General features: G+C 43.0%; 13 protein-coding genes. 7 read left to right on the forward strand and 6 right to left on the reverse strand.

From position 1 onward, the window contains the following. Nucleotides 1-2: 2 nt before the first annotated feature. The 4 genes from ppnP to ACTXGH_RS09405 form a co-directional block, all read right to left on the reverse strand. Nucleotides 3-287, reverse strand: coding sequence for a pyrimidine/purine nucleoside phosphorylase (gene ppnP, locus ACTXGH_RS09390; protein WP_439296725.1), 285 nt, complete (start codon nucleotides 285-287; stop codon nucleotides 3-5). A gap of 122 nt (nucleotides 288-409) precedes the next feature. Then, a protein-coding gene (gene prfB / locus ACTXGH_RS09395; protein WP_299219459.1) for a peptide chain release factor 2 occupies nucleotides 410-1,505 on the reverse strand; the annotation gives its coding sequence in 2 pieces (ribosomal slippage) (nucleotides 410-1,432 and nucleotides 1,434-1,505; 1,095 coding nt in all). Nucleotides 1,506-1,683: 178 nt separating this feature from the next. Beyond that, entirely contained in the window at nucleotides 1,684-2,391 is a 708-nt protein-coding gene (locus tag ACTXGH_RS09400; protein WP_299219458.1) for an HAD family hydrolase, read from the reverse strand. An 88-nt stretch (nucleotides 2,392-2,479) separates the two neighbouring features. Next, entirely contained in the window at nucleotides 2,480-3,016 is a 537-nt protein-coding gene (locus ACTXGH_RS09405; protein WP_439296723.1) for a gamma carbonic anhydrase family protein, read from the reverse strand. 497 nt (nucleotides 3,017-3,513) lie between these two features. On the opposite strand from ACTXGH_RS09405, the gene carA reads away from it, so the two are divergent. From carA to ACTXGH_RS09440, 7 genes are all read left to right on the forward strand, one after another. Beyond that, entirely contained in the window at nucleotides 3,514-4,755 is a 1,242-nt protein-coding gene (gene carA, locus ACTXGH_RS09410) for a glutamine-hydrolyzing carbamoyl-phosphate synthase small subunit (RefSeq protein ID WP_439296721.1), read from the forward strand. 166 nt (nucleotides 4,756-4,921) lie between these two features. After that, on the forward strand, nucleotides 4,922-8,185 hold the full coding sequence (carB, locus tag ACTXGH_RS09415) for a carbamoyl-phosphate synthase large subunit (RefSeq protein ID WP_439296720.1): 3,264 nt from the start codon (nucleotides 4,922-4,924) through the stop codon (nucleotides 8,183-8,185). A 252-nt stretch (nucleotides 8,186-8,437) separates the two neighbouring features. After that, entirely contained in the window at nucleotides 8,438-8,914 is a 477-nt protein-coding gene (greA, locus tag ACTXGH_RS09420) for a transcription elongation factor GreA (RefSeq protein WP_299219453.1), read from the forward strand. Nucleotides 8,915-9,207: 293 nt separating this feature from the next. Next, complete coding sequence (locus ACTXGH_RS09425; protein ID WP_439296718.1) at nucleotides 9,208-10,161, forward strand: hypothetical protein; 954 nt, start codon at nucleotides 9,208-9,210, stop codon at nucleotides 10,159-10,161. Nucleotides 10,162-10,353: 192 nt separating this feature from the next. Beyond that, complete coding sequence (locus tag ACTXGH_RS09430; RefSeq protein WP_439296717.1) at nucleotides 10,354-11,622, forward strand: putative DNA modification/repair radical SAM protein; 1,269 nt, start codon at nucleotides 10,354-10,356, stop codon at nucleotides 11,620-11,622. Between the two features lie 11 nt (nucleotides 11,623-11,633). Further along, nucleotides 11,634-12,506 (forward strand): TIGR03915 family putative DNA repair protein, encoded by an 873-nt coding sequence (locus ACTXGH_RS09435; RefSeq protein WP_439296715.1) that lies wholly within the window; start codon nucleotides 11,634-11,636, stop codon nucleotides 12,504-12,506. A gap of 139 nt (nucleotides 12,507-12,645) precedes the next feature. Further along, on the forward strand, nucleotides 12,646-14,022 hold the full coding sequence (locus ACTXGH_RS09440) for a glycosyltransferase (protein WP_439296714.1): 1,377 nt from the start codon (nucleotides 12,646-12,648) through the stop codon (nucleotides 14,020-14,022). A gap of 60 nt (nucleotides 14,023-14,082) precedes the next feature. Here the strand turns inward: ACTXGH_RS09440 and ACTXGH_RS09445 are convergent, their stop codons facing one another. Both ACTXGH_RS09445 and ACTXGH_RS09450 read right to left on the reverse strand, forming a co-directional pair. Further along, a complete protein-coding gene (locus ACTXGH_RS09445) occupies nucleotides 14,083-14,739 on the reverse strand; it encodes a cupin domain-containing protein (protein ID WP_439261012.1) in 657 nt (218 codons plus the stop codon). Next, nucleotides 14,714-15,454: a gamma-glutamyl-gamma-aminobutyrate hydrolase family protein gene (locus ACTXGH_RS09450; protein ID WP_439261013.1), complete on the reverse strand. Its 741-nt coding sequence runs from the start codon at nucleotides 15,452-15,454 to the stop codon at nucleotides 14,714-14,716. Before ACTXGH_RS09450 ends, ACTXGH_RS09445 begins: the two co-directional genes overlap by 26 nt. Nucleotides 15,455-15,784 lie beyond the last annotated feature (330 nt).

The raw sequence follows: 15,784 nt of genomic DNA on the forward strand, positions 1-15,784 counted from the left end.
TACTATTTACCATAAACACATAAATAAGCCGTTTCTACTTCAACTTTGACATTAAATTTTTTATTGGCTTCAATAGTAAATTGCTCGCCAGCATTAAACGTTTGCCATTCATCGTTTTCTGGCAGCTTTACCGTCAACGCTCCACTAACGACTGTCATGGTTTCAAATTCGCTAGTGCCAAATTCATACTCACCAATACTCATGACACCGACAGTAGCTGGCTTAGTCGCCGTCTGAAAAGCAATAGAAGTGACTTTATCATCAAAATAATTATTTACGCTTAGCATAACTTTTCCTTAAGTAATTTTTGTTTCGTTACCCAACTATCAACCTTATGAATTGCTGTAGGCGGTGGCTACGTCAAAAAGAGTAGAGAATTAAGAGTAGGGATTTATTCTTAAAAACACCCCTACAGTCCCGCTTTTAGGCTCGCTTCGATAAATTGATCGAGATCGCCGTCTAATACTGCACCGGTGTTAAAGGTCTCAACACCCGTACGCAAGTCTTTGATACGTGAGTCATCCAGCACGTATGAGCGAATTTGACTGCCCCAACCGACATCAGATTTGTTATCTTCAACCGCTTGTTGCGACTCCATACGTTTTTGCATCTCAAGCTCATAAAGCTTAGCACGTAGCATTTTCATCGCAGTGGCCTTGTTACCATGTTGGCTACGCTCATTTTGACAAGTCACGACTACGCCACTTGGCTCGTGAGTAATACGTACCGCAGAATCCGTGGTGTTCACGTGCTGACCACCCGCGCCCGATGAACGATAAGTATCAATACGCAAATCCGCTGGATTAATATCAATCTCGACATTATCATCGATTTCAGGCGAAACAAAAACAGCAGCAAATGAGGTATGACGGCCATTATTACTATCAAATGGTGATTTACGGACTAAGCGATGCACGCCAATTTCGGTACGTAACCAACCAAACGCATAATCGCCCTTGATTTCAATCGTGGCTGACTTGATACCAGCGACGCTACCTGACGACACCTCAATGACATCGACTTTAAAGCCATGCGCCTCTGCCCAGCGCGTATACATGCGCAGTAGCATTTCGGCCCAATCTTGCGCTTCGGTGCCGCCGCTGCCCGACTGTATATCTAAGTAGCAGTTATTTGGATCCATCTCACCGCTAAACATGCGACGAAACTCTAAGTCCGCAACGCGCTTCTCCGCATCGTCGAGCTCGGCTTGTACATCAGCAAGCAACGATTCATCTTCTGCTTCTACTGCCAGCTCCAGCATGGCAGATGCATCTTCTAAGGTGGTCTCAAGCGAAACCACGACATCGATGACCCCATCAAGTTGGCTTTTTTCTTTGTTAATCTTAGTGGCACGCTCGGGGTCATTCCATAGCTCAGGGTTTTCCAATTCTAAATTGACTTCTTCTAAGCGTTCTTGCTTACCATCGAAGTCAAAGATACCTCCGCAAGTCCTGCCCACGCTCAGATAGATCTTTGATTTGTTCTTGATACGGATTGATTTCCATAGGTTTTCCTGTGTTTATTAAGTAATAGTGTCTATTGTAGGCTGGTTTTTTAACCCAGCTTCAGGACTTTACAAATTTAAAATGCTGGGTTAAAAACCCAGCCTACGCCAAAAAAAATAATTATTAAAAGCGATATTGTAGACTACTCATTGCAATGACGTTGCTGAATAATGAAAAGCTAAATCGACCAATCTTCTACTGCCCAGCGATGAGCAAGCGCATGCGCATGCAGTGCATCATCAGGTGACACGCAAATAGCCACATCGGCCCAATCTAATAGTGGGATGTCATTTTTGGAGTCTGAATACGCATAAGTTTTCTCAAACTTAACTCCTGCTATTTGCTGCTTATCAAGCCACTTATCAAGATGATAAATTTTGCCCGCTTGAAAGTTTGGCTTATCAGTCAATTTGCCAGTATAGCGTTCGTCTTTAATTTCAAGCGGTGTGGCAAGCACATTGGCATCCGTAATGCCAAACCGCTCAGCAATGGCAGACACCACAAAATCATTGGTCGCAGAAATAATCACGACATCATGACCTTGCTCAATGTGCTGACACAGTACTTCCATCGCTTTTGGACGAATATGAGGCTCAATTTCACTTTTAATATAATCTTCTCGTAATTCGTGCAATCTATCCATTGGCAAACTGCTCAAAAACTGCGCGACAAATTCATTATATTCCGTCGCATCAAGAGTGCCTTCGATATAGTCCTGATAAAACTTTTGATTGGCTGTGCGATATTCGGCTTCATCGACAAGATCATGTTTGACGATATATTCGCCCCATAGATAATCGCTATCGACATCGAGTAAAGTGTGGTCTAAGTCAAATAACGCCAAGGTGCGGGCTACAAAAGCAGTATCGATGTTTTTGGTGCTCATATTGAAGTGCTCATTAGAAATAAGTGTTGGTCAGTACGTTTCGATATTGTTGAATTAGTATGTTGATAAATTAGACATTAATGCTCAACTATTCTGGTTGTTCAACCTCGACCAGACCAGTTTTAAACTTCTGGCAACGCGCCGCATAATGCATAGCAGACTCTTTTATCATAGCCGCTTGCTCATCAGTCAGAGTTTTGACCACTTTTGCAGGCGCACCCATCACGAGCGAATTATCTGGAATCTCTTTGCCTTCAGTGACTAAGGCTTTGGCACCGATGATGCAGTTTTTGCCAATTTTAACATTGTTTAATACTACAGCGCCGATGCCAATCAGACTATTATCATCCACTTCGCAGCCGTGCAGCATGGCTAAATGCCCAATAGTAACATGATTACCAATTTTGACTTCAATACCTTCATCGGTATGGATAACACTATTCTCCTGCACATTACTATAATCACCAATATGAATGCGCTCATTGTCACCGCGAATGACCGCGCCGAACCAAATACTGGCTTGATGACCTAAGTAAACGTCACCGATGACGCATGCTGAATCTGCGACCCACCCGTTGAATGGAACAGCAAACTCAGGGGTTTTGTCTAAATACTGATAAATCATAACGGATCCTTGTTTTAGTTGTACGTGTTGACTTTATTATTTATTGGATATAATTAAGTGCCGTCCATTGTGGCAAAGCTATGCCTTAAAATCCAGCCGTTTTGATCGTAGACTCATAGTTATATTAACTTTGAGTAAGCAATTAGATATTTTAGTACTTAGGTTATTCTTGATTTTTGGAATAATCAGTTGCAACTATCATTTAATAAGTGATTATTAACCTTGCTAATCGGCTAGCTATATTGGCATATATTGTATATAATGCGCAAAATCTGTGCCTAAGCGAGCGGACATGATGCAAGTTACCTATTCACTACCCAGTGAGTTTTGTAGTTTTCATCAATAATGTCTTCTCGCTTTTTTGTGGAAAATTTTTGACTTTAGCCCTTTTTTATTCTGGTTTTGACGGCAGTTATAACAGTATAGATAGCGATTATAGGCCAATATTTGAATCAACACATTATAATGGCACTCACCAATAATAGTGGAGGCAACCCTTGAGTTCATCGACAGAAATACAAGCAATTTTGGCACTAGCAGACGGTACGATTTTTCGCGGTGTCAGTATCGGTAGTCTTGGTCATCGTGTCGGCGAAGTGGTTTTTAATACAGCCATGACAGGGTACCAAGAAATCCTGACCGACCCAAGCTACGCACGCCAGCTAGTCACTCTCACCTATCCACATATTGGCAATACTGGTACTAACGCTGAAGATGTTGAGTCTGGTAACGGTCATCAAGTCTGGGCAGACGGTCTGATTATCCGCGATGCGACGATGGTTACTTCAAACTTTCGTAATTCAGAATCGTTGAGCGATTATCTGCAAAATCATGATACAGTCGCCATTGCCGATATTGATACCCGTCAATTAACACGTTTGTTACGTGATAAAGGTGCACAAAACGGCTGTATTCTAACTGCTTCTAATGGTGAAACTATCAGCAGCGATGATGAGCAGCAAGCCATTAAACTAGCACAAGAATTTGCTGGCTTAGAAGGCATGGACTTAGCAAAAGAATGCTGTACGCCAACAACGTTTGAGTGGACAGCGGGCAGCTGGGATTTATCAGATACTCTACTCAACCGTGATGTACCCGGTAGCCATGATAGCGGTACAGGCGGCTTCTTTAAGCATTTAGGTACGCATGTTGAAGCAAAGTATAACGTTGTCGCCTACGACTTCGGTAGTAAAACCAACATTCTACGTATGCTAGTAGATCGTGGCTGTCATGTGACCGTCGTGCCAGCACAAACACCGATCAAAGACGTGCTCGCGATGAATCCAGACGGTATTTTCTTATCAAATGGTCCTGGCGACCCTGCTGCCTGTGATTACGCTATCGATGCGGTACGTCACATCATTGAAGAAACCGATATTCCAACTTTTGGTATCTGCTTAGGTCATCAGCTGATTGGTCTTGCCAGTGGTGCCAACACCATCAAAATGAAAACTGGCCATCATGGTGCCAACCATCCTGTACAAGATTTAGCCACTGGTACAGTTATGATTACCAGTCAAAACCATGGTTTTGCGGTTGATGAAGACACGCTACCTGACAATGTGAAGTCTACCCATCGCTCATTATTCGACGGTACTAACCAAGGGATTGAGCTGACCAATAAACCAGTCTTTAGCTTCCAAGGTCACCCAGAAGCCAGCCCTGGCCCGCATGATGCTGCGCCACTGTTTGATAAATTTGAAGAGATGATGGCAGCTGCTAAGACGGCGAAGGCTTAAAGTCTTGACAACCAGTCATTAACCATAAGTAGATAGTCAACTGTCGAACAATAAATATAACGCTTGAATCATTAATAGCGGTTTAAGCGTTATCATACAAAACACGATAAGCCCTATAAAAGTATAGATTCACTAAAACATCATTTAAACGAAGGTAGCCCTAACTATGCCAAAACGTACCGACATAAAAAGCATTCTTATCATTGGCGCAGGCCCTATCGTCATCGGTCAAGCATGTGAGTTTGACTATTCAGGCGCGCAGGCGTGTAAAGCGCTACGCGAGGAAGGCTACCGCGTCATCTTGGTCAACTCAAACCCTGCCACCATCATGACCGACCCTGTCATGGCTGACGCGACCTACATCGAGCCAATCACTTGGCAGACGGTCGAGCAAATCATCGCCACTGAGCGCCCTGACGCTATTTTGCCAACGATGGGCGGACAGACCGCGCTTAACTGTGCGCTAGATTTAGACAAGCATGGCGTACTGACCAAATATAACTGCGAGTTGATTGGTGCGACCAAAGATTCAATCGAGATGGCAGAGGACCGCGAGCTGTTTGACCAAGCCATGAAGCGTATTGGCCTTGAATGTCCGCGCGCTGAGACTGCTGAAACCATGGAAGAAGCCTTTGCGACCCAAGAAAAAATGGGCTATCCGTGTATCATTCGCCCCTCATTTACTATGGGCGGCTCAGGTGGCGGTATCGCTTATAACCGCGATGAGTTTATCGAGATTTGTGAGCGCGGGTTTGATTTATCACCGAACCATCAATTGCTTATCGATGAGTCATTAATCGGTTGGAAAGAGTACGAGATGGAAGTGGTTCGTGACAAAAACGACAACTGCATCATCATCTGCGCCATTGAAAACTTTGACCCAATGGGCGTCCATACTGGTGACTCTATCACCGTTGCACCAGCACAAACTTTGACCGACAAAGAATACCAAATCATGCGCAATGCTTCATTAGCAGTACTGCGTGAGATTGGCGTAGAAACTGGCGGCTCAAACGTACAGTTCGGTATCAACCCTGACACGGGTCGTATGGTTGTCATCGAGATGAACCCACGCGTCTCACGCTCATCAGCATTAGCATCAAAAGCCACAGGTTTCCCGATTGCTAAAATCGCGGCAAAACTGGCGATTGGTTATACCTTAGATGAATTACAAAACGACATCACTGGTGGTGAGACTCCTGCCAGCTTTGAGCCTGCGCTTGATTATGTGGTCACTAAGATACCGCGTTTTAACTTTGAAAAGTTCCCACAAGCGGATAATATCCTATCGACGCAAATGAAATCAGTCGGTGAAGTCATGGCAATCGGTCGTAACTTCCAAGAGTCTATGCAAAAAGCCCTGCGCGGTATGGAGACAGGTGCTGATGGTTTTGATGAGCAAATCGATCTGGCAAAAGTACCTGCTGACAAAGCGCGTTCTGAGATTATTAACCGCCTGACTATTCCAACGCCTGAGCGTATTTACTATCTCGCTGATGCTTTTCGCGTCGGCATGAGTGTCGATGAGGTATTCAACTTTACTAAAATTGACCCGTGGTTTTTGGTACAAATTGAAGACATTGTCAAAACCGAAGCACAAGTGAAAACCTTAGGCTTTGGCGGCTTAACTGAACAAAATATGCGTAGCTTTAAACGTAAAGGCTTATCAGACCTGCGTCTGGCGAAATTACTTGGTGTATCGCAAAAGCAGCTACGCAAAAAGCGTTGGGATCTAAACGTCTATCCAGTCTATAAGCGCGTCGATACCTGTGCCGCAGAGTTTGCTACCAGCACCGCTTATATGTACTCAACCTATGACAGCGAATGCGAAGCTAACCCAACCGACAAGAAAAAAATCATGGTCATCGGTGGTGGTCCTAACCGTATTGGCCAAGGTATTGAGTTTGACTATTGCTGTGTACATGCAGCGCTTGCCATGCGCGAAGATGGCTTTGAAACTATCATGGTCAACTGTAACCCTGAGACGGTTTCGACCGATTATGACACCTCAGATCGTCTTTACTTTGAGCCAATCACCTTAGAAGATGTGTTAGAGATTGTGCGTATCGAAAACCCAGACGGCGTCATCGTACAATTCGGTGGTCAAACCCCATTGAAACTTGCTCGTGCACTAGAGTCAGCCGGCGTCAAAATCATCGGTACCAGTCCTGATGCAATTGACCGTGCTGAAGACCGTGAGCGCTTCCAGCACATGATCCAACAACTAGACTTAGTACAACCATCAAATGCGTTGGCGACCAGTTTAGAAGACGGTTTGGTTAAAGCTAAAGACGTTGGCTATCCGTTAGTGGTACGCCCCTCTTACGTCCTAGGTGGTCGCGCCATGGAAATTGTCTATAACGAAGATGAGCTGAGACATTACTTGCGCACTGCCGTACAAGCATCCAATGAAGCACCAGTCCTATTAGATCGCTTCTTGGACGATGCCATCGAAGTTGATGTCGACTGTGTTTGTGACGGTAATGATGTCGTAATCGGCGGTATCATGCAGCACATCGAACAGGCGGGCGTACACTCTGGTGACTCTGCCTGTTCACTGCCGCCTTACTCGCTCTCTGATGAATTATGCGACGTGATGCGCGCGCAAACCGTTGCTATGGCAAAAGAGCTTGGCGTTATCGGTCTGATGAACGTACAGTTTGCCGTAAAAGGCAAAACGGTCTATATTTTAGAAGTTAACCCACGTGCTGCCCGTACCGTACCGTTTGTCTCTAAATGTATCGGTACGTCATTGGCACAAGTGGCAGCGCGCTGTATGGCTGGCACCTCGCTTAAAGATCAAGGCTTTACCAAAGAGATTGTCCCTGCATTTTATGCAGTAAAAGAAGCCGTATTCCCATTCGCCAAATTCCCTGGTGTCGATCCAATCTTAAGTCCTGAGATGAAATCAACCGGTGAAGTTATGGGCGTTGGTAAGACCTTTGGCGAAGCATTTTATAAAGCCGTGATCGGTAGTAATGAGCGTCTGCCAGGCTTGCCAACGGCAGACGAAACCAAGACTGCTTTTATCTCAGTTCGTGATAGTGACAAAGCACAAATCGCTCCTATCGCACGTCAGTTGGCAGACTTTGGATTTGATATCGTTGCTACTACTGGTACCCAAAAAGTACTGAGCGATGCAGGTATTGAATGTCAGCAGATCAATAAAGTTACTGAAGGTCGTCCGCATATCGTTGATGCCTTGAAAAACGGTAAGATTAACCTTATTATCAATACAACCGAAGGCAAACAGGCACAGGAGGATTCGTTCTCCATTCGCCGTAGTGCGCTCCAAGGTAAAGTATTTTATGTCACAACCTTAGGTGCAGCAGATGCTGTTTGTAAATCCTATGCGATTGACTTGCCATTTGATGTGTATAAGTTACAAGATTTGCATGAGCAAGCAAAGGTAGTTGACGCGACCGAATAAATTCAGTAAATTAACCATAATCGTAACCTTACCTTAATAGTATAATTTTTAAAAAGCATAGTGGCTTAATTGCGACTATGCTTTTTATCACGTAAGTTTATTGTAAGATACCAAATCAATTGTTGAATCCTTAACGTTTTAAAGATTGAACAACACAAAAACCATCTTTTTTATATTTCACATTTATTGTAATAACATCGACACCATCTCATTATGAGGTGGTGTGATGTTATTGGTTTAAGGAAAAAAACCATGCAACGTTACCCTATGACTCCACAAGGGCATGCCGCCTTAGAAGCCGAATTAAAACAACTAAAAAGCGTCGACCGTCCACGTATTACTGCTTCTATCGCTGAAGCTCGTGAACATGGTGACTTAAAAGAAAACGCTGAATATCATGCTGCCCGTGAGCAGCAAGGATTTTGTGAAGCACGTATCCGTGATATCGAAGCCAAGCTTGGCGGAGCTCAAGTCATTGACCCTACAACCTTAAAACAAGAAGGTCGTGTGGTGTTTGGTGTCACTGTCGTCATTGAAAATATGGATACTGAAGAAGAAAAACATTATAAAATCGTCGGCGATGACGAAGCTGATTTTAAAGTGGGTAAAATCTCTGTCAACTCCCCTATTGCCCGTGGCTTAATCGGTAAGTTTGAAGGCGATGAAGCTCGTATTGAAACGCCAAAAGGTGTGGTTGAATATGAAGTAATGAAAGTCATTTATGGTTAGTATAGAGACTTGGAATTATTGTTTATTAGCTACTGACTATAGAGTCCTTTGACAGCTATTTAGCTTTTGTAAATTACACAATTGTGCTTTTCTACTGATATTTTTTTAGTGCATAATTGTTTGGATTCAAATTAATACTTATCCTGTGATTGGTATCTGTCAAGCTGGCGGTTGCCATTAAGATTTCCACCCTTGTGGGTTGACACGGTCTACAGTGTTAGCTTACAAGGGTTTTTTCTATTTATATAATACTTATCTTAGCTTTATTTACTATCATCTGAAAGGACTCTGTCATGACCATGAATATTAGTGCGCCAAAAACACTTAACAAAAATCAGTTCGTATACATGAGAGTAACTCTTTTTAGCATATTGATTGGTTGTGTTCTTGCTACTTCTATGGCAAATGCTGCTTCTAAAATTGCTATTGGTCAGCCTACTACTGGCAATACTACTGTGGTCGAGCAGCACTCTAATGGCAAAAACGCGACCATTACTGCGACGCCTAATGGTATTACGATGCAAGACGGTCTACCGTTTTCAGTCGCTCAAATCTCCAATGTGCCACGCTATACTATTCATCAAGGCACCACTCAGGGCAGTACAACGATCACGACAGTTCCAGTTGATACGCTACCTCTTAATACCATACCAGTGACCAAACAAGTTACTCAAGCAGGTGTCCTAACCACTCCTGTAAATACAGTAGCCCAAGTACTGCCTGTTGCTACTAGTAATGAGATGCCAGTGTTGAATCAAACAACTAGCGCCCAGCCAACCATTAATCAAACTGTTACTAGCCAAGCAGTGACCAACCAAGTCGTCTCTATAGCAACATCTTTAGATACCTTACAACTACAACCAACTTTTAGCACACCCGATATCGTTGGCGCGCAAACTAAAATCATGAAAATTCTAAAAAATAGCGAGGGCCGCGACATGGCCGTACCGGCCAATCACGTCGCGCCCGGTGATGTTATTGAATACCACACCACTTATATCAATACGACTGCGCAGCCAGTGAGTGATATCAATGCAAAGGTGTCATTACCAAGCGGCGTCAAACTGGTGTCTTTAAACAGCTCGCTACCGACGTTTGCGACCACTGGTGGTGACAACTATCAGACCATCAAACAAGTTGGTAATACTGTCGTTGTTCAAGAGAATTATTCTGGTCTCAAATGGAACTTAGTCAACCTCGATGCTAATACGCCGCAGACTGTGATTATACGCGCTAAAGTTCAATAATCATCTATCCTACTATGGCGTATGCTGTTTTGACACATCACTTTATAAAAGGTCTTGAATGTTCAAGACCTTTTCTTGTTTCTTTATACGACACTATCTGTCGTGTTATACCCCTAATTCTTCTATAAATCCAATGACTTAGCGTTAATTTTGATAAAATAGTACTCTACTAATGAATGGGCACTATAACTTATGGCAACCATCAATTACGATCGATTACAAGGCAAACTTAACATCTTAGCGGACGCTGCTAAGTATGATGTTTCTTGCTCATCCTCAGCTGGCACGCGTAAAAATCAAGGTGGCGGACTCGGTGACGCTTCTGCGACAGGAATCTGTCACAGCTATACCGAAGACGGTCGCTGCGTCAGTTTGCTTAAAATTTTGCTGACCAATCATTGTATCTATGACTGCGCGTACTGCACCTCACGCAAAAGCAATGACACACCGCGCGCCGCTTTTAGTGTTGAGGAAGTGGTTGATCTGACCATGCAGTTTTATCGCCGTAACTATATTGAAGGGCTGTTTCTCAGCTCTGGTATCTTTAAAAGTGGCGACTATACGATGGAACGACTGGTCGAGGTCGCTAAAATCCTGCGTACTCGTGAGCGCTTTAACGGTTATATTCATCTAAAAACCATCCCTGGCGCGTCAAAAGAGCTGCTACTAGAAGCAGGGCTTTATGCTGATCGTCTCAGCGTCAATATTGAAATTCCAACCAAATCGGGTCTGGCTTTGCTTGCGCCAGAAAAGTCGCACGACGAGCTAAAAGCACCAATGGAAACGGTAAAAGAAGAGATCATCACCATACGTGAGAGCCGTAAAACACACAAAAAAGCACCAAAGTTCACTCCAGCAGGTCAAACCAGTCAAATGATTGTTGGCGCGAGCAATGAGACTGACTTACAAGTGATTCAGTTATCGAGTCATTTTTATAAGCAGTATGATTTAAAGCGGGTTTACTACTCAGGTTACGTGCCGATGCTGTCTGATAATCGCTTACCAGCCATCGGCACGCCAGTACCGATGGTGCGTGAAAACCGCCTATACCAAGCTGACTGGCTGATGCGTTTTTATGGTTTTGGCGCGCATGAAATCGTTGAGCCTGAGTCGCCATTTTTGGATTTAGACTGTGATCCAAAACTCGCTTGGGCTATCCGTCATCGCGAGCATTTTCCTGTCAATATTCAAACAGCAAGCTACGAGATGATTGTACGCATTCCAGGTATCGGCACCAAAACCGCCAAAAAAATAGTCAAAGCGCGTAAGTTTAATCAGTTGACGCTTTATCATCTCAAAAAAATGGGCGCTGCGGTCAATCGTGCCAAATACTTTATTGCTACTACAGGTAAAAACGAGCATCTTGCGCATTTAACACGTGACAACTTTCGTCAATACGTACTGGCGCAGACGCAGACTAAGTACAAGGATCAACGCAGTGGGCAACTGGCACTGTTTTAAAAGGAGTGTATATGCTAGAGCTGGCCCCAAACACCACGTACTCTGTTGGTCAATTGACACCCAGCATTGTACTTTACGAGCCAAGTTTTGAAGGTTGGCTAAGTGCTGTCTTCTATGTTTATGCTAATAAATTACAAGACGATGAAGCACTACAATTAATTGCCCAAGACTGTTATGTACCTTCTTTGATTGCTCAAGCAACCAGCGTTGTGCCTAATGAAGAAAATGCTGAACGTGTATTGGTAAAACTAAACCAGCTATTAGGTCGCTCAGGTATGCGCAATTTACTTTGGGGGTTTTTGTCTGAAAAGGATGACATTGGTACCACTTTATTTCAAGTAGTCAAATATGCTATTGACTACCCTAGTCGCCATGTTATGCAGGACTTGGGTAACTTGAACATACTTGAGCTGGTACAAACTGTAAAGTCTGTCGGACGTGAAAAGCACCGTATGGAAGCCTTTGTGCGTTTTGAGCATACAACCAGTGACATCTATTTTGCCCGTGTTGAGCCTGATTTTAACGTCTTACCGCTGATTGGGGAGCATTTTCGGCAGCGCTATCAAGATCAGCATTGGGCCATCTATGATCTGGCTCGTGACTATGGCATTTACTATAATACGAGTCAAAGCACGCCCACGCGCCCCGCTGCCCTACAAACCATCACTGAGCTTGATGAGGCAGTCCTTCGTCATCCTGCCAGTATTCATAGTGAGGACGAACAGCGCTATCAAAAATTTTGGCAAGGTTACTTTACCAACGTCAACATTAAAGAGCGCAAAAACCCTCGTTTGCACAGACAGTATTTACCGCAGCGCTATTGGAAATACTTAAGCGAAAAGCAAATATTGCCCAATGCTGAACACTTGCAAAAGCGTCGTTAGCCACTTATCAATTCTTTAGACTGTAGAAACTTGAGCCAGCATGGTGATTTGTCATCTCTAATCGGTCTTCATGGTTGAGTTTTCAGCATTTTTAACTGACAATAGCAGCTTGATATCCTAACTGGTGGCCCACGCTATTATGAAAGTTATGCGCTTACTGTCGTCCTTGAAGCATGATGAATCCGAACGTGGGATTTTTCATCTTGGACGTGCTTTGGCCAAAAACGGGCATACTTCTATTATTGTCTCTAGTGCCGATGATGATAACGATTTGGTCAAACGTTTAGAGCGAGATGGCAATATATACCATCAGCTGCATATGTATAAAAAATCATGGTTATCAATCTTACAAGTTGCCCCTTTACGTCATCTTATCGAACAATACAATCCTGATATTATCCATGTGCATTCACGCACACCTGCTTGGATATTGCATTTAGCCCTGCGCCGAGCACGCGTAAAACATCGACCAAAGCTAGTCTCAACCATGTATGGTTTTTATTCAATTAATAAATATTCACAAGCACTACTGGATGTCGATACTATTATTACGGTATCAGATAGTGTGACGAATTATTTGAGAAAAGGTCTACATCGCGAAGAGATCGATCCAAAGTCCATCAAGCGTATCTACCGCGGCGTTGATACGCGTCGTTATCCGTATCGGCACAACCCTTCTGTATATTGGTTGCGCCGTACCTTTGCAGAATATCCAGAGCTTGAACACAAGAAATGGTTGGTTTTTCCGACTATCATTGGTAATGAGTATGGACAAGAATGGCTGATTGATATTTTAGGTAATCTGCAAGAACAATTTCCCAACATTCACGCTATCATTATGGACGAAGACCATAGAGATGGTGATGTGGCGCATGAAGACTTTCGTCAACGCACCAATACGTTGGGTCTGGCCGAACGTATTACCTATGTCGGTCGTAAACGTAACGACATGCGCGAGTGGCTATCAGCGGCCAATATCGTTATGGCACTTGCCAACCAGCCTGAGTCTATCGGTATTAATGCCCTGCAGGCCATTCATCTAGGTACGCCCGTGATTGGTTGGGATCAGGCGGCTTTTAGTGAGATTTTGCAGCCGTTATACCCGCAGGGCTTGGTTAAAAAATATAATGCTCAGGCTCTATGCAAAGTTGTCAAAAGTCAGTTAGAAAGTGTCACTCGACCTGAGATGACAGATAAATTTACCATGCGCCAAATGATTAAAGAGACCATTGAAGTCTATCAAGGTCTGTATGAAGCACTGCAAAAAGAACAAAAAGCGTTGTTAGATGCTCACTCTTTACAAAGATCCAAAAAGCATCTAAAAGTGGCCAATTCTCCTTTTATCGATACTCATGATAAAAGGACAATAAATACAAAGATTAATCTATTAAAAAAGCCGCCAAAAACAACTGGCGACTCAGTGGCAAATATAGAACAGACTGCTAATGATAAAGCTGTCGTCACTAATAAAAGTAAAATGGATAAAAGTAAAACGGAACACGATTATAAGCAATAACAGTTAAGAACGAATTGCATTACTTTTTAGTATAGCAGCAACCCTATATAATCATTTTATCTAATAAGTCGTTGGTGTATGCGCACTCACTATATGAGTCACCGTATCGCTAGGATTGATAAAGGTATGCGGCTTCATGGTATCAATCACATAACTGTCCCCTTTATTTAGCAAGTATGTGGTCTCCTCGATACGAATCAAAATCTTGCCCTCAATGACCGTACCGATCTCTTCTCCTTCGTGAGCGATTTTTTCTTCCGTTGAGCTGTTGGGCTGATAGGTTTCAATCAAAAACCCCAAGTTTTTGGTTGTGCTGCAGTTGTATACCTGTTTGAGTGATACCCTGCTATTTGGTTCACTAAGCTCAATCAAATCTTTGGGAGTTACCACCACCCTTGCTTTAGGCTCTTTCCACTCATCACTAAAAAAAGTCGTCAAATCAGAGCCTAGCACCGCTAAAATTGCTTTTAATGTATTGACAGCCGGACTCACTTTATTACGCTCAATAGCACTGATTGAGGTATTAGTCAGTCCTGCAAGCCTTGCAAGCTTACGCTGTGAATAACCTTTAGCAAGTCGCAGCTGATTAATCTTTTTACCAATATCTTCTTCTGGTCGTTCATCCGCCTCCATGGCTGTCTGAGCCTTTTCGGCGGCGACTGTATCGTCTAAAGTGGTTGTATCTGAAACGTTATCTAGAGAGTTTTTTGCTGGCATGTTGAATGAATTCCGTGAACAAAAATTTGGACAAGTTATCTTGCGCATAATTTAACTCAGGGTGCCATTGTACACCAATCATAAATGGATGTTGTACTAAGCTGATTGCTTCTACTAGCCCATCACGTGCTACAGCTTCCACAGATAAGCGCTCTCCGACTTTATTGATGGCTTGCTTATGCAAGGAGTTGACATGCCATTCTTTGCCAAACTCCGCCAACCGTCCTTCTGGCTGGATTAAGACATCGTGTACAGGTTGATACTGTACCTCAAGAGGCGCTGTACTGTCTTCTAGATGCGGCTCATAAAACCCTTCGACTTCGCGCCAGTCTGGATGTAGCGTTCCCTCAAAATGTACATTCATCTCTTGTAGACCGCGGCAAACCGCTAATAAAGGTGTGCCTGTCTTATCTGCATGAGCCAGTAACTTAAAGCTCAGATCATCACGACCCAAATCTTGTTTTTCTTCAAGATGCGTTGCGCCATAACGGGTTGGCGCAACGTTACTATAGCTACCCGTCAATAAAATACCATCAAAAATTTCTAATAATGCGTCGAAGTTTGCACTATCGGCAGCTGTGTTTGGTAGCAATATAGGATTACCGCCATAAAAGTTCACAGCATCGATATATTTTTGATAAACCGACTGTGATGGCTGACCATCAACCATCTTATAACAAGAAACAATAGCGATTACAGGTCTAAAAGTATGCATGTCAATCTTCCTTGAATGTAACATCCGAACCTAAAACTTCAGATTGGATGAGCTTATAATGGCTTAAAATTTAACATACTCGCTCATAAAATGTAAACTATAAACTTCATTATTAATGCTACGGTATCCATAATGGTTATAATAAGTTACTTATTAATAGTTTTAAATAGTAATTGACATATATAAATTTCAATCATATATTGAATGACATCAGTAAGACAAAAGATACATTTCATCCATTAAGCGTATTGATAAATAGTGATGTAAAAAGACACTAAGGCATTAATATTATTGATGAAGATAAATAAAACGTGCTTAGCAGTAACTGGT

It is taken from the genome of Psychrobacter sp. 1Y10 (genome assembly GCF_052259005.1).
Classification (GTDB): domain Bacteria; phylum Pseudomonadota; class Gammaproteobacteria; order Pseudomonadales; family Moraxellaceae; genus Psychrobacter; species Psychrobacter saeujeotis.